The organism is Dyella tabacisoli, from assembly GCF_003350925.1.
In the GTDB taxonomy this organism is placed as follows: Bacteria; Pseudomonadota; Gammaproteobacteria; order Xanthomonadales; family Rhodanobacteraceae; genus Dyella_C; species Dyella_C tabacisoli.
Map to the genome: position 1 here is coordinate 870,497 of NZ_KZ857173.1, position 15,884 is coordinate 886,380.

19 protein-coding genes are annotated in these 15,884 nt (G+C 62.5%); 4 read left to right on the top strand and 15 right to left on the bottom strand.

Annotated features, from left to right (window positions below; all coding sequences use genetic code 11):
• Positions 1–16: 16 nt before the first annotated feature.
• The 3 genes from fghA to DVJ77_RS03750 are packed head-to-tail and all read right to left on the bottom strand — an operon-like array spanning position 17 to position 1,959.
• Positions 17–856 (bottom strand): S-formylglutathione hydrolase, encoded by an 840-nt coding sequence (fghA, locus tag DVJ77_RS03740; protein ID WP_114844226.1) that lies wholly within the window; start codon positions 854–856, stop codon positions 17–19.
• A 27-nt stretch (positions 857–883) separates the two neighbouring features.
• Positions 884–1,207 carry a YnfA family protein gene (locus DVJ77_RS03745; RefSeq protein ID WP_114844086.1) on the bottom strand — a complete coding sequence of 108 codons (324 nt, stop codon included), beginning with the start codon at positions 1,205–1,207 and terminating at the stop codon, positions 884–886.
• A 2-nt stretch (positions 1,208–1,209) separates the two neighbouring features.
• Positions 1,210–1,959 (bottom strand): SDR family NAD(P)-dependent oxidoreductase, encoded by a 750-nt coding sequence (locus DVJ77_RS03750; protein ID WP_114844087.1) that lies wholly within the window; start codon positions 1,957–1,959, stop codon positions 1,210–1,212.
• 104 nt (positions 1,960–2,063) lie between these two features.
• Between DVJ77_RS03750 and DVJ77_RS03755 the strand changes: the two genes are divergently transcribed.
• On the top strand, positions 2,064–3,965 hold the full coding sequence (locus DVJ77_RS03755) for a DEAD/DEAH box helicase (protein WP_114844088.1): 1,902 nt from the start codon (positions 2,064–2,066) through the stop codon (positions 3,963–3,965).
• 143 nt (positions 3,966–4,108) lie between these two features.
• Positions 4,109–4,918 (top strand): dioxygenase family protein, encoded by an 810-nt coding sequence (locus DVJ77_RS03760; RefSeq protein WP_114844089.1) that lies wholly within the window; start codon positions 4,109–4,111, stop codon positions 4,916–4,918.
• Positions 4,919–4,924: 6 nt separating this feature from the next.
• On the opposite strand, the gene DVJ77_RS03765 is transcribed toward DVJ77_RS03760, so the two are convergent.
• Together DVJ77_RS03765 and ypfJ are read right to left on the bottom strand one after the other, a co-directional pair.
• Positions 4,925–5,296, bottom strand: a complete 372-nt coding sequence (locus DVJ77_RS03765) for a YkgJ family cysteine cluster protein (RefSeq protein ID WP_114844090.1) — start codon at positions 5,294–5,296, stop codon at positions 4,925–4,927.
• A 116-nt stretch (positions 5,297–5,412) separates the two neighbouring features.
• On the bottom strand, positions 5,413–6,309 hold the full coding sequence (gene ypfJ / locus DVJ77_RS03770; protein WP_114844091.1) for a KPN_02809 family neutral zinc metallopeptidase: 897 nt from the start codon (positions 6,307–6,309) through the stop codon (positions 5,413–5,415).
• Between the two features lie 129 nt (positions 6,310–6,438).
• Here ypfJ and DVJ77_RS03775 point away from each other — a divergent pair, with 129 nt between their 5' ends.
• Positions 6,439–6,834 (top strand): MAPEG family protein, encoded by a 396-nt coding sequence (locus DVJ77_RS03775; protein ID WP_114844092.1) that lies wholly within the window; start codon positions 6,439–6,441, stop codon positions 6,832–6,834.
• A 25-nt stretch (positions 6,835–6,859) separates the two neighbouring features.
• On the opposite strand, the gene DVJ77_RS03780 is transcribed toward DVJ77_RS03775, so the two are convergent.
• Both DVJ77_RS03780 and DVJ77_RS03785 read right to left on the bottom strand, forming a co-directional pair.
• Positions 6,860–7,630 carry a class I SAM-dependent methyltransferase gene (locus DVJ77_RS03780; RefSeq protein WP_114844093.1) on the bottom strand — a complete coding sequence of 257 codons (771 nt, stop codon included), beginning with the start codon at positions 7,628–7,630 and terminating at the stop codon, positions 6,860–6,862.
• Between the two features lie 57 nt (positions 7,631–7,687).
• Entirely contained in the window at positions 7,688–9,241 is a 1,554-nt protein-coding gene (locus DVJ77_RS03785; protein WP_114844094.1) for a TerC family protein, read from the bottom strand.
• 212 nt (positions 9,242–9,453) lie between these two features.
• Between DVJ77_RS03785 and DVJ77_RS03790 the strand changes: the two genes are divergently transcribed.
• A complete protein-coding gene (locus DVJ77_RS03790; protein ID WP_114844095.1) occupies positions 9,454–10,284 on the top strand; it encodes a CPBP family intramembrane glutamic endopeptidase in 831 nt (276 codons plus the stop codon).
• Here DVJ77_RS03790 and DVJ77_RS03795 read toward each other — a convergent pair.
• From DVJ77_RS03795 to DVJ77_RS03830, 8 genes are all read right to left on the bottom strand, one after another.
• Positions 10,281–10,847, bottom strand: coding sequence for a Maf family protein (locus DVJ77_RS03795; RefSeq protein ID WP_114844096.1), 567 nt, complete (start codon positions 10,845–10,847; stop codon positions 10,281–10,283). The two genes, DVJ77_RS03790 and DVJ77_RS03795, sit on opposite strands and share 4 nt — an antisense overlap.
• Positions 10,848–10,899: 52 nt before the next feature.
• Entirely contained in the window at positions 10,900–11,355 is a 456-nt protein-coding gene (locus DVJ77_RS03800) for a GNAT family N-acetyltransferase (protein ID WP_114844097.1), read from the bottom strand.
• A gap of 95 nt (positions 11,356–11,450) precedes the next feature.
• The gene (gene rlmH / locus DVJ77_RS03805; protein ID WP_114844098.1) at positions 11,451–11,921 is read right to left on the bottom strand and encodes a 23S rRNA (pseudouridine(1915)-N(3))-methyltransferase RlmH; all 471 of its coding nucleotides are present in this window, start codon (positions 11,919–11,921) and stop codon (positions 11,451–11,453) included.
• Positions 11,922–11,960: 39 nt separating this feature from the next.
• Positions 11,961–12,332: a ribosome silencing factor gene (rsfS, locus tag DVJ77_RS03810; protein ID WP_380037947.1), complete on the bottom strand. Its 372-nt coding sequence runs from the start codon at positions 12,330–12,332 to the stop codon at positions 11,961–11,963.
• A 142-nt stretch (positions 12,333–12,474) separates the two neighbouring features.
• Positions 12,475–13,548 (bottom strand): NAD(P)H-dependent flavin oxidoreductase, encoded by a 1,074-nt coding sequence (locus DVJ77_RS03815; RefSeq protein WP_114844099.1) that lies wholly within the window; start codon positions 13,546–13,548, stop codon positions 12,475–12,477.
• Positions 13,549–13,672: 124 nt separating this feature from the next.
• Positions 13,673–14,098 (bottom strand): hypothetical protein, encoded by a 426-nt coding sequence (locus tag DVJ77_RS03820; RefSeq protein WP_114844100.1) that lies wholly within the window; start codon positions 14,096–14,098, stop codon positions 13,673–13,675.
• 352 nt (positions 14,099–14,450) lie between these two features.
• Complete coding sequence (locus DVJ77_RS03825) at positions 14,451–15,104, bottom strand: NrsF family protein (protein WP_114844101.1); 654 nt, start codon at positions 15,102–15,104, stop codon at positions 14,451–14,453.
• A 4-nt stretch (positions 15,105–15,108) separates the two neighbouring features.
• Positions 15,109–15,642, bottom strand: a complete 534-nt coding sequence (locus DVJ77_RS03830; protein WP_225427806.1) for a sigma-70 family RNA polymerase sigma factor — start codon at positions 15,640–15,642, stop codon at positions 15,109–15,111.
• Positions 15,643–15,884 lie beyond the last annotated feature (242 nt).

The window sequence follows — 15,884 nt, forward strand, 5'->3', positions numbered from 1 at the left end:
AGTTAGACCTCAAGCTTTATGCACAACCCAAGGCTTTCGCATGATGACGAAGATGGTCATCGATAAAGCTGGCGATGAAGTAGTAGCCGTGGTCATAACCCACGTGCCTGCGCAGTAGCAACGACTGTCCAGCCTCGGCGCATGCCTGATCGAAAAGCTCAGGCTTGAGCTGGGCTTCCAGAAACTGATCCGCTTCGCCCTGATCGATCAGAATCGTTCCCGGAAGGGTCTGCTGGCGTACCAGCTCGCAAGCGTCATAAGCCGCCCAGGCGTTTTCGTCAGTACCGAGATAACGCGGAAATGCCTTGCGTCCCCAGGGCACCTGACTAGACGCAACAATCGGCGCGAACGCAGACACGGAGCGATATTGCCGCGGATGTTTCAGTGCCACGGTCAACGCACCATGGCCGCCCATCGAGTGGCCGAAGATGCCGCTGCGCGATGCGTCCACCGGAAAATGGGCCGCTATCAACGCCGGCAACTCCAGCGCGATGTAACTGTGCATCTGAAAGCGCGCGGACCACGGCGCCAACGTCGCATCCACATAAAACCCCGCGCCCTCGCCAAACTCCCAGTCGCCTGTAGCGCCATCGATACCGGTCTGCCTCGGGCTGGTATCAGGCATGACCAGTACCAACCCAAGCTCGGCAGCCAGACGCTGCGCACCGGCCTTGATCGTGGCGGTCTCTTCCGTGCAAGTCAGTCCCGCCAGGAAATACAGCACCGGGCACGGCCCGTGTCCGGCCTGTGGCGGCTGATAGACGGCAAAACGCATCGAGCCGCAATAAGCGGATTGATGCCGATAAAAACCCTGAATACCGCCATGGCAACGCTGTTCGGAGAGCGTTTCAATCATATGATTCGCAACCTTCATCCTTGTCCCTCAAGTCACTCGCGGAGCACACATGATGATAGTGGCCCCGACCAGAATCACCGCCACGCCCAGTACATCCCAGGCACTGGGTCGCACGCCATCGACCAGCCACAACCAACCCAGGGCGACCGCTACGTAGATACCGCCATAAGCGGCATAGACGCGCCCCGCCGCCGTGGGATGAAGGCTTAACAGCCAGGCGAACAACGCCAACGCAGCGGCTGCCGGCAGCAACACCCACATTGACGCCCCTTTGCGCAGCCAGAGATAAGGCAAATAGCAGCCAACGATTTCGGCCAGTGCGGTGAGTAAAAACAATAACGCGGTCTTCATCCTTAACGCTCTTGATCGGTCGGCCGCATCAGGATCTCGTTGATGTTGACGTGCGACGGCCGGGTCACACAGAACAGAATCGTCTCGGCCACATCGCCGCTCTGCAATTGGCGCATGCCTTCGGCCCAGGCATTGGTCGCCTGCTGCACAGCGGCGTGACCGATATGCTCGCGCAGCTCGGTGGCGACCGCGCCAGGCTCGATCACGCTGACCCGGATATTGTGCTGGTACACCTCGCGCCGCAGCGCCTCGGAGAACCCCACGACACCGAACTTGGTCGCCGCATACGCAGCAGCGTTGGGGTTGGCCACCCGCCCGGCCGTTGAAGAGATATTGACGATATGTCCCTCGCGGCGGTCGCGCATGCCAGCCAAGGCCGCCTGGGTCGAGGCAATCAGACTCATCACATTGAGCTGCAGCATCTGCTGCCAGCGTTCGAGATCAGCTTCGGCCACCGGCTCCAGATACATCACGCCGGCATTGTTCACCAAGATATCGAGCCACCCATAGTGCGCCTGCGTGTCGGCGACGACGCGCTTGGCCTCAGCTATCGACAGCAGGTCAGCCACCAGAATCAGCGGTTCGGCACCGAACTGGGCCAGTTTGGCCGCCAAAGCTTCCAGACGATCCTGGCGGCGAGCCGCGATAGCGACCCGCGCGCCGGCCTCCGCCAGGGCCAAAGCGGTGGCTTCGCCAATGCCTGAGGAAGCCCCGGTAACCAGCGCAACACGGCCTGCAAGACGCTTCTGCATGTTTTTTCCTCGATTTCGTATAAAGTTATCGGTTGAATCGGGTCAGGCTGCTACAATAGCCGCCATTCTCCCGCATGCCGTTCTGCATGCCACATGAGGTTCACATGTCCTCCCCGTCTTCCGACTCCGCTCCGGCTGCCGCCGGCTTCGCTACGCTTGGCCTTCATCCAGAGGTACTGCGCGTACTGGCCGATGTGGGCTATGAATCGCCTTCGCCGATTCAGGCCGCCACCATTCCACCACTGCTGGAAGGTCGCGACGTGCTCGGCCAGGCACAAACCGGCACCGGCAAAACGGCTGCGTTCGCGCTGCCGATCCTGTCTCGCATCGACGTCAAGCCCGGCAAGCCACAGGCGCTGGTGCTTGCGCCTACGCGCGAGTTGGCCATCCAGGTGGCTGAAGCCTTTCAGCGCTACGCCGCCCATATCCCCGGTTTTCAGGTGCTGCCGATTTACGGCGGCCAGAGCTACGGCCCGCAATTGCACTCGCTCAAGCGCGGCGTGCATATCGTGGTCGGCACGCCCGGCCGCGTGATCGATCATCTCGATCGCGGCACGCTCGATCTATCCGAACTGCGTTATCTGGTGCTCGACGAAGCCGACGAAATGCTGCGCATGGGCTTTATCGACGACGTCGAGAAAGTGCTGCAGGCAACCCCGCCGCAGCGCCAGGTCGCGCTGTTCTCGGCCACCATGCCTTCGGTGATCCGCAAGATTGCCCAGAAGCATTTGAAGGATCCGGTCGAAGTCACGATCAAGTCCTCCACCACGACCGCGGCGAATATCCGTCAGCGTTACTGGTTTGTCAGCGGCTTGCACAAGCTCGACGCGATGACGCGCATTCTTGAGGCCGAGCCGTTCGACGCGATGATTATCTTCGCGCGCACCAAGCAGGCCACCGAAGAACTGGCCGGCAAGCTGCAAGCGCGCGGCCTGGCCGCGGCCGCCATCAACGGCGACATCGCCCAGCCGCAACGCGAGCGCGTGATCCAGCAACTCAAGGACGGCAAGCTCGATATTCTCGTGGCCACCGATGTCGCCGCTCGTGGTCTGGACGTGGAACGCATCAGCCACGTGATGAATTACGACATCCCGTACGACACCGAAAGCTATGTGCACCGCATCGGCCGCACCGGTCGTGCCGGTCGTAACGGCGACGCCATCCTGTTCGTTACGCCGCGTGAGAAAGGCATGTTGCGCGCGATCGAGCGTGCCACCCGCCAGCCCATCGAAGAGATGAAGCTGCCCACCGTGGAAGCCGTCAACGACCAGCGCATCGCCAAGTTCAAGCAGCGCATCAGCGATACGCTGGCGGTCGGCGATCTCAGCTTTTTCCAGCAGTTGATCGAACAGTTCGAGCAAGAGCACAACATTCCGGCGATCGAGATTGCCGCCGCGTTGGCGCGTATTGCGCAAGGCGATCAGCCATTGCTGCTGACCCCGCCGCCAAAGCGCGAATATGCCCCGCGCGAGCAAGAGACGCGCGAACGTGCACCGCGTGATCGCAACGAACGACGCCCGTCGTTCGAGCGCGACAGCAGCGACAGTCGTCCGCCGCGCGATCGCATGCCGCGTGAACGTGACAGCGCACCGCGCGAATTCGGCACCCGCCCGGTACGTGAGCACGTCACCGAAGAAGGCAAGCGGACCTACCGCGTCGAAGTCGGCCACGAGCACGGCGTGAAGCCGGGCAACATCATCGGCGCCATCGCCAATGAAGCCGGGTTGGAGAGTTCGTTCATCGGCCGCCTGAGCATTCGCGGCGAGTACAGCCTGATCGACCTGCCCGACGGCATGCCCAAGGAAGTGTTCCAGCATCTGCAGAAGGTATGGGTGAGTCAGCAGCAGCTACGCATTCATGAATGGGACGGCAAAGACACCGGCGCCGCCGATTCGGCCCCAGCGCGCAAACCGGGCGGCTTCAAGCCTGGTGGCGGCGGCTTCAAAGGCAAGCCTCGTCCGCACAGCCCCCCCAGCGGCGGCAAACCTCCGCGCCGCAAGCCCTGAGTGACGCCCTGAGCCAGTCCGATTAAAGCCCCCCACTGCTTGCAGTGGGGGGCTTTTCGTTGGAACGCATCGTTTCTCTCAGCAGCCTCTAAACAACCGACGCTCGCCCCTATATTTGGTCACTCGTATATCCGAGCATTGCCATGACCACCCTGCCCAGCTTGTTCGTCTCCCACGGCTCGCCGATGACGGCGTTGCAACCCGGCCAGACCGGGGAGCGCCTGAGCGAGCTGGCCCGTGTGCTGGAGCGGCCCAGGGCCATCGTGATCGCCACGGCGCACTGGCTGACGCGGCAACCCCAAGTCGGTGCTGCCTCGAACCCGGAAACCATCTACGACTTCCACGGTTTTCCCGCGCCGCTTTATCAAATTCGCTACCCCGCTCCCGGTGCGCCCGAGCTGGCTACGCTCGTCCATCGGCAACTTGAGGCCGCCGGCCTTGCCGCCGGCATCGACGCTGGTCGTGGGCTGGACCATGGCGTCTGGGTGCCGCTGCGCCTGCTTTATCCGCAGGCCGATATTCCCGTGATACCGCTATCGATCCAACCCGAGCGCGGCCCGGCCCATCACCTGGCGATAGGTCGTGCGCTCGCATCACTGCGCGAGCAGGGCGTGCTGGTGATCGGCTCGGGCAGCATCACGCATAACCTGCACGACCTGCGTAGCGGTTATAGCGAAGAGCGAGAAGCCCCTTACGTGCGGCCCTTTATCGGCTGGATCGAGCAGAAGCTGGCAGCAGGCGATATCGATGCCTTGCTCGACTACCGCCGCCAGGCGCCCTATGCCGAACGCGCGCACCCGACAGACGAGCATCTGTTACCGCTGTTTGTCGCGCTGGGGGCGGCCGGGGTACCCGCAAGCGCGCAACGTATCGATGCCGGCATCGATCTGGGCTTTCTGGCGATGGACATCTATCGCTTCGGGTCGATGAGCGCCGCAGGCTCCTCCCACTGAAGTCACTCAGGCACTCTGTGGCACGACGCCGGGATCAAGCCAATCCGCCGCCGTCAGTGGCTTCATGCCATGTCCGATCCGCGCCTTGTCGCACTGTGCGCTGGCAGCGCCGAACTCCCACGCCGGTACCACGTCACGGCATACCGATGGCCGCTGCGCATAGATACCGCAACTGGCGGCCTTGCCCACCGTACCCTGCAGCGCGACACAGCGCGATCTGGCCGCATCGGTGACGCGCATGCTCACTCGGTGCGGATCGAGCTTTTCGGTCAATGCCGGCGGCACCATGCCGCCGATAAAGGCATCTGTCTCAGACCAATGGAAGGCAACGCGGAAATAGGCGCAGCAGGCGCCGCACCGTAGACATGGATGGCCCATGGACATCTTCGCAAAGCGCACCCCCTGGCACGCAGCGCGTCGATTCTAGAACCAAGCAGGCCTGCTGTCCCAGCAGGCCTGCAATAGCCGGATAACCGACTTCTCTTACGCTGTACTCAAGGCGTGCCGCTGAAGGTATCGCAGCGCTGGATATCGCCGCCGTCAAAACCCGTGCGGAACCATTTCACTCGCTGCGCCGAGGTACCGTGGGTGAAAGAGTCAGGTACTACCCGCCCTTGAGCCTGTTGTTGCAGGGAGTCGTCGCCGATCTTGCTGGCCGCGTTCAGGGCGGACTCGACGTCGCCCGACTGCAGCCATTGCAAACGTTGCTGACTATGGTTGGCCCATACGCCGGCAAAACAGTCCGCTTGCAGCTCTTGTCGCACCGATAGGCCATCCGCGCCCTCCATCCGCGCGCCACGGCGGCGAGCCTGCTCCACCTGGTCAAACACCCCAAGCAGTTTCTGCACGTGATGCCCTACTTCATGCGCGATGACGTAAGCCCGCGCGAAATCACCGGCCGCATTGAAACGATCCTGCAATTCCTGAAAAAACGACAGATCCAGATACACCTTCTGGTCGCCTGGGCAATAGAACGGCCCAACAGCGGTGGAAGCCGCGCCGCAAGCGGTGCCCACCTGCCCGCGAAACAGATGCAGCTTGGGTAGCGCATACGACCGGTTGGCGCCGCTGAAGATCGGTCCCCAGGTGTCTTCGGTATCGCCGAACACACGGCAGACAAAATCCACCTGTTTGTCGCCGGGGTTATGGCAATCGATGGCTCGATCCGGCTGCGCCGTTGCCACGCTGGTTTGCCCCTGCCCGGTGCCGCCGCCGTCTGACATAAACGGGGTCACCAGGTCGCGCTTGAAAATCAGGCTGAGTACCAGCAGCACAATAATGCCGCCCAGCCCCAGGCCCTTGCCTCCCCCGGGAAAACCCCCGCCGCCACCCTGATCGTTGGAGCTGCCTTCTTCGACGTTGTCACTGGGACGACCTTTCTGCCAATCCATATATTCCCTCGCCCCCCATGGATGCGGCGCAACGCTAACGCCACTGCGCGGGGACAATAGCCCCTCCCACGAGATCCCGCCAGACGCCCGGCGCGGCTACAGTAGGCAGTCTTTCCATGAGCGTCGACTATGTCCCAGAACTTGCCCGCCCTAGTTACCTTGCTTACCGTCCTGCTGCAGTTCGCCACCATGTGGGCGGTAGGCCGCGCGCGCGGCCGCTATGAAGTGAAAGCACCGGCTACCAGCGGGCATCCCGGTTTCGAGCGCGCCTTGCGGGTGCAGATGAATACGCTTGAGAGCACGATGATGTTTCTGCCACTGCTGTGGCTGGCCGCCAATTACGAAGATCCGCAATGGGCCGGCATCGCCGGACTGGTCTGGATCGTTGGCCGGGTGTGGTATGCGCTGGCTTATCTCAAGGATGCGGGCAAACGTGGACCGGGTTTCATGGTCGCCCTGCTTGGCTGGGCCGCACTCCTGGTAATGAGCGGTATCGGCCTGACGCGGGCCATGCTGGCGGGCTGAGCCTATGCGGATGCGCTTGGTCGAGCTAACCCGAGGCCACTGCGCTCAGCACCCAGACTCGATGCGGCACTTCCATCGGCTCGATCGGATGATCCCTGGCCAGCAGCTCCGATAACTCGCCATCGAAACGTGCCACGCTGGCGGCATCCAGCGCGGCGCCTACGCCGGCACTGGCGCGGATGCGCCCACGCCAATCCTCATGGATGTAGGAAATATCCAGATCAAACGAAAACGTGCGCAGATCGCCAAAGCCCGCCTCGCGCACGCCTCTCAGCCAGGACGGATACAGGCCGGTACCGCCGCCGAGCTGCCAATCCGGGTTATAGGCCCGGATCAGCCGCTCGGTGTCTTCGACCATATTGCCGGCCAGCGGCAGCCAGTCGAATTGCGCAATCACCAGCCGCCCTCCCGGCCGCAACCAACGGTGCGCCAGAGCCGCTGCACGCGGCTGGTCGAACCAGTTCCAGCATTGACCCGCCGTCACCAGGTCGAACGAGACCGGCGGAAACTCCGCATCCTCGACTCGGGCATGCACCTGGCGTATTTGTACGCCGGCGGTTTGATCCAGTACGGCGGCCTGCGCCAGCAAGGGGGCGGCGGGGTCCAGCCCGGTCATCACACAGCCACGCCGTGCCAAACCACGCGCGATGGTGCCGGTACCGGTGCCTACATCCAGCCCGACATCGCCGCTACGGGCCAATCCGTAGGCAAACAAGCGATCGAAGAAAGCCGCGGGAAATCCCGCGCGGTGCTTGGCGTAGTCGTCTGCGGTCTTGCCAAAATCGATGATCGCCATCGAACGCCTCGCTGAGAATGCCTAAGAGCCTGCCCAATGGCCTGTCTAATGTCCTGTCTAAACCGCCGGCCGTACTTTCAGCCGCTCGATTCGCGCACCATCCATGGCCAACACTTCAAACTGCAGCCCATCGCTGACAAAGCCGTCGCCGACACCGGGCAAGCGCCCCAACTGCATCAGCGCATAGCCGGCAAGCGTAGAAAAACTACCGTCGCTGCGAAGCTTGTGACCAAGCAAATACTCGACCCGGCGCAAGTCCAGACTGGCATCCAGCAACCAGGTGCCATCGGCCTCTTGCGCCGCGGCGGGGTCACCGTCTTCTTCTTCGTTGAAGTCACCGGCAATCACCTCCAGCACGTCGGCGGGGGTAACCATGCCCAACACGCTACCGTATTCGTCGACCACCAGCGCCACTTGCAACGGCGAACGGCGAAACTCCTCGATCAAACGCAATACGCTGAGCGATTCCAGCACGGTCATCGGCTTGCGCACGACGCTGGCGACATCGATATGCCCACGCTCCAACAGGTTCGCCAGCAAGTCGCGCGAAGAGGCCACGCCGACCCATTGGTCCAGATCATCGCCAGCTACCGGCAGCCAGTGATGCTCCGCGGCAATCAATTCGGCACGTAGCGCCTTGGCCTCTTCGCGCGGGTCGATCCAGTTGATCTCCGGCCGCGGCGTCATGATCGAACGCACCGGTCGATGCGCAAGGTCGAGTACGCCTTGCACCATCGACAATTCTTCTTTGCCAAATACCGCAGGGCGATTCGCCGGCACGGTCACCGCCGTCTTCGCTACATCCGACTCGTCATCGCCGCCTGCGCCAAGCAAACGCAGCACCGCCAGTGCGGTGCGGTCGCGCAGGTTGCGCGTACCGCTGAACAGGCTGCGCTGGCGATTGCGCCGCATGGCCTGGTTGAACGCCTCGATCATGATCGAGAAACCGATCGCCGCGTAGAGATAGCCCTTGGGAATATGGAAACCAAAGCCCTCGGCGATCAGGCTGAAACCGATCATCAACAAGAACGACAGGCACAGGATCACCACCGTCGGCCGTGCGTTGACGAACGCCGTCAGCGGCTTGCTGGCACTAATCATCAGCAGCATCGCGATGACCACGGCAACCATCATCACCGACAGATGCTCGACCATGCCGACCGCGGTAATCACCGAGTCGAGCGAGAACACTGCATCGAGTACGACGATTTGCACGACTACCAGCCAGAACTTCGCGCGAGCGCGGTCCCGCCCCTCCTGCTCGTCGTCGGCTTCTAAGCGCTCGTGCAGCTCCAGCGTGGCCTTGAACAGCAGAAATGTACCGCCGAGCAGCAGGATGATGTCGCGCCACGACAGCGACACCCCCATCCAACTGACGATCGGTGTCGTCAATCGCACCAGCCAGGACATCGCGCCCAGCAGCGCCAGGCGCATGAACAGCGCCAGCGACAAACCCAGCAGACGTGCCCGATCGCGCAACGATGCCGGCAGTTTATCGGCGAGAATCGCGATAAAGACGAGGTTGTCGATGCCAAGCACGATCTCCAGCACCACCAGGGTGAGAAGACCGGCCCAGGCGGTAGGGTCGGCAAGCCAGTCGAAAGCAAACATGGGTCAGCGCCAGGGCGCCAGGGTCCTCCTGTAAAGAACGTCCACTATACAGGCTGCATCGGGATGCTCGAATCGATTCGCTGCCAGCCACTATGCCAAAGGACGGGATTGCACCCAGCTATAAGCTGCCGCTAGCGTGTAGTCATGGAGTACTGAGTCTGCTCTGCCTTTGATCGAACCACCTGCAACCCATCAGCCGGGAGCCCACTCATTTGGATGTACCACGCGCCGACCCGATACCCCCCGCCTCGTGGCCGCCCTACCCGTTGGCGCAACCATCCCAGCCCAATCTATACAGCGCACTCGGGCTGATCGGGCTGTACTTCGTCTTGCAGTTGGTCATCGGCGCGGTGGTCGGGTTGTTCGCAGGGTTGCTGACAGGTACCTCGCGCCATGGCCAGAACATAGCCACCGCCACCAGCACGGTACCCGCCATCCTCGTGCAAGCCGATGTCAATGCACTGATGGTCATCATCACCCTGATCGCTGCGGCAGGATGCATCTTGTATCTTGCACGGCGTCTGTGGCCGGCTATGTGGCCGCAGTCGGCACCGCCGGGGCTGGGCTTTGCCCCGCCAAGCAGTCCGAGCTTCTACGTTGCCGCCCTGCTGATCGGCGTGACGATGCCGATCATCGGCGGCCTATTGACCCAGTTCCTGGCCGGCGGCCATGCCGTCACCCAGGACATCAAGCAGCTCGGTGCCGACACATCGCTGCGGCTGCGCATTCCGCTCGCCTTGATCGTGATAAGCATAGGGCCGCTGGTCGAAGAACTGTTGTTTCGTGGCGCGCTGCTATCGGCTCTGCTACGACGCCTGCATGCAGGCTGGGCTACGGCGCTCTGCGCATTGCTGTTCGCGGCGATTCACCTGCCCGACCTTGGCTTTCTTTGGTACGCGTTGCCGAACCTCGCCCTGCTCGGCGCCGCGCTGGTATGGCTGCGGCTGCGCTCCGGCTCGATCTGGCCGGCGGTGCTGGCCCATGGCGCCAACAATATGCTGGCGGTGCTTGCCTGGTTTGTTATGGCGCCCCCGTCGAGCTAAGCGCGCACCCCTACCGCAGCCAGCAAGCGCGCCGTCTCGAACAGCGGCAGCCCCATCACCCCGGAATGGCTGCCTTCCAAATGCTCGACCAGTGCCGCGCCGCGCCCCTGAATCGCATACGCACCGGCTTTGCCAAAGGCCTCGCCGGTAGCCACATAAGCAGCAATCGTGGCTTCGTCCAAGGCCGGAAAACGTACCCGCGATACGCACACCTCGTGTTTTTCGCCCGCCGCACTCACTGCCCAGACCACCGAAATAACCTCGTGTGTGCGGCCTGACAGTCGACGCAGCATCGCGCTCGCATCAGCGGCATCGGCAGGTTTGCCGAAGACTTCGTCGTCCAGCACGACCTCGGTATCCGCACCGATCACCACCGCATCCGCATCGGCAAGCGTCGCCAAGCCCGCGCGCGCCTTGTCGAGCGCGACACGGCTCACGTAGTGCTGCGGCGGTTCGCCCGCCATGCGCTGTTCCGGCACATCGACATCGACCACGGTGTTATCGACACCGAGTAATTCCAACAACTGTCGGCGACGTGGTGATTGCGAGGCGAGGTAAAGCATGCGGCGGCTCGTTTGGCGGGGACGAAACGGCAAGCTTAACTGCAGCCAGGATCTAGCTCACCAGGCTGAAGCTGTATTCGCGAAAGTTCTCGTCTCGCTTCCAGCCCAATGATTCGTAGAGCTGCTGGGCGGCAAGATTGCTATGTGCCGTAGACAACGAAAGGCTTGCCACCCCCATCGCGCGGCCATGCTCTACCGCTGCCTGCATCAACGCCTCGGCGACACCTTGCCGCCGCGCCTCCGGCGCCACGAACAAATCGTTGAGTACATAGGTGCGCACGGTGCGCACCGATGAAAACGCCGGATAGAGCTGGATGAAACCCACCCCCAGCCCCTGCTCGTCCGACGCCAGCAAGATCACCGATTCATGATGCGCAAAGCGCTCGGCCAGATAGGCGCGTGCGCGTGCGAGATCGGCTGTCTGGCCATAAAACTGTCGATACGCATCGAACAACGGCGCCACACGATCGAGATCATGAATCGTGGCTTGTCTTAGCTGGAAAAGCATAGGGTAGGTCCGCCATGAGTAAAGCTCAGAGAATGGCACGCTAGCATCGCCGTGCCACCTCGTCGATACGCCGTCCTCAATGCCCATTCCCTGCATCACGCCCGATGGTAGGGATGCCCCGCAAGCAGCGTCGTTGCCCGATAAAGCTGCTCGGCGAGCACCAGCCGCACCAGCATATGAGGCAAGGTAAGCGGACCAAGCGACCAGCGCTGATCGGCACGGGCCAGCACCTCGGGTGCGTGGCCGTCAGGGCCGCCGATCAGAAAAGCCAGGTCGCGACCGGCCATGCGCCACTTCGCCAATTGCTCGGCCAGCTCTTCGCTGGACCAGGTCTTGCCGCGCCCATCAAGTGCGATTACATGGATATCGCGCGGCAGTACGGCAAGTATCGCCGCCCCTTCGTCCACCATCGCCCGTGCATCATCGCGGCCTTTGCCGCGTATGCCTGGTTTGAGTTCGGTCAGCTCCAGCGGCAGCTCGTGGGAAAGCCGCTTGCGGTACTCGGCGAAACCCTCCGCTACCCAGGCGGGCATGCGGTCACCGACGGCGATCAGGCGAGCGCGCATGAATAATAGAGACTAAAAAGATATAAGGCGGCGTGAAGCTCAAGCTTCGCTCGTGAATTCGTCGCCGAAACCATCGGCGGCACCATGGTCGCCCACCGTCCACAGTCGCTCCAGACCATAGAACTCGCGGATGCGCGGCAACATGACGTGGACAATGATGTCGCCCAGGTCCACCAGCACCCATTCACCCTCGACTTCGCCTTCCACGCCCAGCGGCATCACGCCCGCCTTCTTGGCGAACTTCACCACTTCGTCGGCAATGGATTTGACATGGCGTGCGGAGGTGCCGGAGGCGATCACCAGCAGGTCGGCGATGGAGGTTTTGCCGCGAACGTCGATTTCGCGGATGTCCTTGGCTTTCAGTTCGTCCAGTGCGTCAAGCACGAGTTGACGAAGCGGAATGGCAGGGATCGATTTATTGCGTTTTGCGGTAGGACTCAAGAGTATCGGCCTCAAGGCGGAAACGATGCGCAAGATGGCGCGGGCGGAGTATAACGCCCCCCGCTTCCCTACAACGTCATTAGTCTGCCTGAGGTTCCGCCTGGGCCAAACCTCAGGCCGCCCCCAAACCCCGCTTGGCGGCGGCGTATTCGCGCATCAGCTCGGCGACCAACGCCCCGGCCGGCATGGCGCGCACCATACCGGCGGCCTGTCCGCACCACTCCGAGAGCAGATCCCCGCGGCCGGCTTCGGCCGCCGCCCGGCGCAGTGGCGCGGTAAGTGCGTTCAGGATGGGATACGGCGGCAGCTCGGCCGCCGCCTGTGGCATCGCCTGTACAAAGCGATTGCGCAAGCCGCGCGCGGCGCGTCCCGAAAAGCTGCGAATGGTGGTGACATCGTGCGCTTGAGCCTGCGGCAGGTCGCGCTTCCACGCCGTCGCCGCGGAGCTTTCCGGGCAAGCCAGAAAAGCGGTACCTAGCTGACTGGCGGCCGCCCCGAGCGTCTCGGCCGCCAGCATGCCGCGGCCGTCCATGATGCCGCCGGCGGCGATAACCGGGATCTTCACCGCCCGCACAGTCAGGGGCAGCAAGGCGAACAAGCCGATCATGGCCTCCTCGGGATCATGCAGAAACGTGCCGCGATGACCGCCGGCCTCGACCCCTTGCATACTGATCGCATCCGCACCCAGCTCAGCCCAGGCACACGCCTCAGCCACGCTCGTAGCGGTGCCGATCACCATGATGTCTCGCCGTTTAAGTTCGCGTAGCTGTGCCGATGTAATCAGATCGAAGGCAAAGCTGGCCACGGCCGGCCGTGTTTCGTACAAAGCCGCCAATTGATCGGAGAATCGGGGTGCCCAGCGCTCGGGCATTACCGTGCGTACCGCCAGCCCTTCACGCGCCATCAACGCATCGAGCTGGGCACGCACACGCGCCACGGCAGCTAAGTCCACCTCGAATTCGTCGGGCAGTACAAACAGATTAATGGCGAAGGGGCGATCGGTCGCAGCGCGGATCTGGGCGGACTGATCCAAGATCGCCTGTGGCGTGAGGTAACCAGCCCCCAGCGAACCCAGCCCCCCGGCCTGCGATACGGCGGCGACCAGTGCCGGCGGGTTGGAGCCCGCCATGGGCGCCTGAATCAACGGATAGGCTATGCCGAGTCGATCGGCAAACGAAGAAGGCATGATGTAGCTCCGCAGCGAACCCGCGTATTACACCATTGAGTGTACGACTGAAAACCAAGCGTCTCTCTCGCCTGCATACAGGCGAGAGAGACCAACTTAAGCAAGGTGATTTACAGCAATGCGATTAAGCGCCACCAGCCGACGAGGCTGCAGCCGGTGCGGCCGCTTTGTGGTGCTTATGACTCTTTTTGTGCGACTTGGTGTGGGATTTGGGTTCGGTGCCGGCAGCAGCATCGGACTTCATCGAATCACTCGATTTCATCGAGTCGCCGGATTTCATCGAATCACTGGCCTTCATTGAATCACCGGCCTTCATCGAATCGCTGGCCTTCATCGAGTCACTCTTCATTGAGTCACTCTTCATCGCAGCCTGGCCCGCGTCTTTGGCTGCCTGGCCGGCGTCTTTCGCAGCCTGGCCGGCGGCATCTTTCGCGGCCTGTCCGGCGGCCTGTGCAACCGGAGCGGTGGTTTGCGCCATGACCGGGCTTAATGCGAGGCCCAGAACCAGGGCAGACGAAGAGGCAAGCAGAGCGTAGCGAGAAACTTTCATGGGTACTTTCTCCTGAAGCGCTGAAATAAATCAGAGTGGTGTAATCAGTGTGAAGTAAACCGTGCGAAGCAACCGCACTTGCATGGACCCGCCGACGCCGCCCGTCCTGAACGGCCCCAGCCCTCCGGGCCTAGCGTGAGCCTCCCGACCCGTGCCTACCCGATGCGCTACGGCTTATCCCTAGCCGCCTGAACCCCTTACACCCTGGACGGCAGCCCTGGTTCGTGCCGTCAGTGGCGCAAGGTTATACCTCAAAGCCACCTTCGCAATGGCTTGCCGATCGCTCGTTCAGGATCAATACGATCTTGCGACAGCCCTTAAAACCGGCACTGTTCAGCCCCGGTAGAGGGTTTCATTGCCGTTGCAGCAGCCGCCCGCCCATGACCGCATTCGCAGCGATCACCAGTGTCACCGCAACAGCGTGCATCAACAGATCGGTGGCCGTGGCATCGAAGGAATGGCAAATCTCCAACAGACTGGCGGAAGCGGCCGCGCTGGCCAGGCCGATCAGCACCGCGGTCAATACCGGGCGTAATGGAAATGCCCGCCGCAACAGCCAAATCAGCAGCGCCGACAGCGGTACGGAGAAACCGATGATGAACCACAGGCAATCACCAGCGCCATGCATGTCGGCGGCATGGGTACCAGGGGCGATCCATTTACGCAGGCAACCCATGCCACTGGCGCCCAGCCACAATAGCGCTCCGGGCAACGGCAGCCACGCCCACACCGAAGACCGCCCCGGCACACCCAGGGCAAAAGCCGCCCAGGCCGCACTCATCATGGTGATGAGCGCGCCGATGCCGGCCCATGCCAGATCGGGCGTGGCGGCCCAACGCTGCTGCATGCCGGCCACGCCATAGCGCACCAACAGCACAGCAGCGATCGCCGACACCACGAGCAGCCAGCCCAACGTGCGCCGCCATGGCGGCGGCAGACGCCGCACCGGCACCAACTCGGCACCGAGCGTGTTGATAAGACTGTCATGGCGACTCAGGTCGGACATTCCACTAAGGCTCTCTATACAAACGGTTACGCAACGCCTTGAGTGCGCGATGCAAATTCACTTTCAGCGCGCCGGTATTGCGGCCGGTATGCTCGGCAGCCTCGGCCAATGAACGTTCTTTCAGGCCCAGTTGCTCCACCGCTTCGCGTTGCCCCGGCGGCAGCTCGGCAATCGCCTCGCGCAAATACCTGGCCTGCTCGATACGCTCGGTTTCGGTCGAAGCGTCGCCGCTGTCCGGGTAGCTTTCCAATGCCTCGGAATCAAACATCTCGCGACGATCACGGCGGCCATGGCTGCGCAACGCGTCGATGGCCCGACGCCCGGCAATCGCTGCCAGCCAGGCGTCATAAGAGCGCATGGGGTCATAGGTATGGCGCACCCGGTGTACCGTGAGCAGTGTTTCCTGCACCACGTCGTCCAACAGATCCACCGCCACGCCTTGTCGCCGCGCCACGGCACGGATCAACGCCACCGAATCGGCCAAAAGACGCTCATACGCCCGCCGATCGCCCGCCTGCGCAGCCGCCATCCACGCCATGCGGCGTTGTTCGGCTTGCTCCTTGGCAGTAACAGGTTCGCTGGACACGCTGAATCGACGCTCGCCCCACACGGGGAAACCGCCATCTAGACCTATCGTGCCGGTAGCCGTCAAGCCGAACCTCATCGTCAGTCTCGTATCGGGACGTCTAGTGATGGATTCGCTGCGGGGGAGTAAATGGTTACTTTGGGAACGGGGAACGGGGAACGGGGAACGGGGAACGGGGAACGGGGAACGGGGAA

What these genes read in the sequence shown, in the direction of transcription:
- fghA (WP_114844226.1), bottom strand. Translation starts at nt 856, where the DNA reads ATGATTGAAACGCTCTCCGAACAGCGTTGCCATGGCGGTATTCAGGGT.
- DVJ77_RS03745 (WP_114844086.1), bottom strand. Translation starts at nt 1,207, where the DNA reads ATGAAGACCGCGTTATTGTTTTTACTCACCGCACTGGCCGAAATCGTT.
- DVJ77_RS03750 (WP_114844087.1), bottom strand. Translation starts at nt 1,959, where the DNA reads ATGCAGAAGCGTCTTGCAGGCCGTGTTGCGCTGGTTACCGGGGCTTCC.
- DVJ77_RS03755 (WP_114844088.1), top strand. Translation starts at nt 2,064, where the DNA reads ATGTCCTCCCCGTCTTCCGACTCCGCTCCGGCTGCCGCCGGCTTCGCT.
- DVJ77_RS03760 (WP_114844089.1), top strand. Translation starts at nt 4,109, where the DNA reads ATGACCACCCTGCCCAGCTTGTTCGTCTCCCACGGCTCGCCGATGACG.
- DVJ77_RS03765 (WP_114844090.1), bottom strand. Translation starts at nt 5,296, where the DNA reads ATGGGCCATCCATGTCTACGGTGCGGCGCCTGCTGCGCCTATTTCCGC.
- ypfJ (WP_114844091.1), bottom strand. Translation starts at nt 6,309, where the DNA reads ATGGATTGGCAGAAAGGTCGTCCCAGTGACAACGTCGAAGAAGGCAGC.
- DVJ77_RS03775 (WP_114844092.1), top strand. Translation starts at nt 6,439, where the DNA reads ATGTCCCAGAACTTGCCCGCCCTAGTTACCTTGCTTACCGTCCTGCTG.
- DVJ77_RS03780 (WP_114844093.1), bottom strand. Translation starts at nt 7,630, where the DNA reads ATGGCGATCATCGATTTTGGCAAGACCGCAGACGACTACGCCAAGCAC.
- DVJ77_RS03785 (WP_114844094.1), bottom strand. Translation starts at nt 9,241, where the DNA reads ATGTTTGCTTTCGACTGGCTTGCCGACCCTACCGCCTGGGCCGGTCTT.
- DVJ77_RS03795 (WP_114844096.1), bottom strand. Translation starts at nt 10,847, where the DNA reads ATGCTTTACCTCGCCTCGCAATCACCACGTCGCCGACAGTTGTTGGAA.
- DVJ77_RS03800 (WP_114844097.1), bottom strand. Translation starts at nt 11,355, where the DNA reads ATGCTTTTCCAGCTAAGACAAGCCACGATTCATGATCTCGATCGTGTG.
- rlmH (WP_114844098.1), bottom strand. Translation starts at nt 11,921, where the DNA reads ATGCGCGCTCGCCTGATCGCCGTCGGTGACCGCATGCCCGCCTGGGTA.
- DVJ77_RS03815 (WP_114844099.1), bottom strand. Translation starts at nt 13,548, where the DNA reads ATGCCTTCTTCGTTTGCCGATCGACTCGGCATAGCCTATCCGTTGATT.
- DVJ77_RS03820 (WP_114844100.1), bottom strand. Translation starts at nt 14,098, where the DNA reads ATGAAAGTTTCTCGCTACGCTCTGCTTGCCTCTTCGTCTGCCCTGGTT.
- DVJ77_RS03825 (WP_114844101.1), bottom strand. Translation starts at nt 15,104, where the DNA reads ATGTCCGACCTGAGTCGCCATGACAGTCTTATCAACACGCTCGGTGCC.
- DVJ77_RS03830 (WP_225427806.1), bottom strand. Translation starts at nt 15,642, where the DNA reads ATGGCGTGGATGGCGGCTGCGCAGGCGGGCGATCGGCGGGCGTATGAG.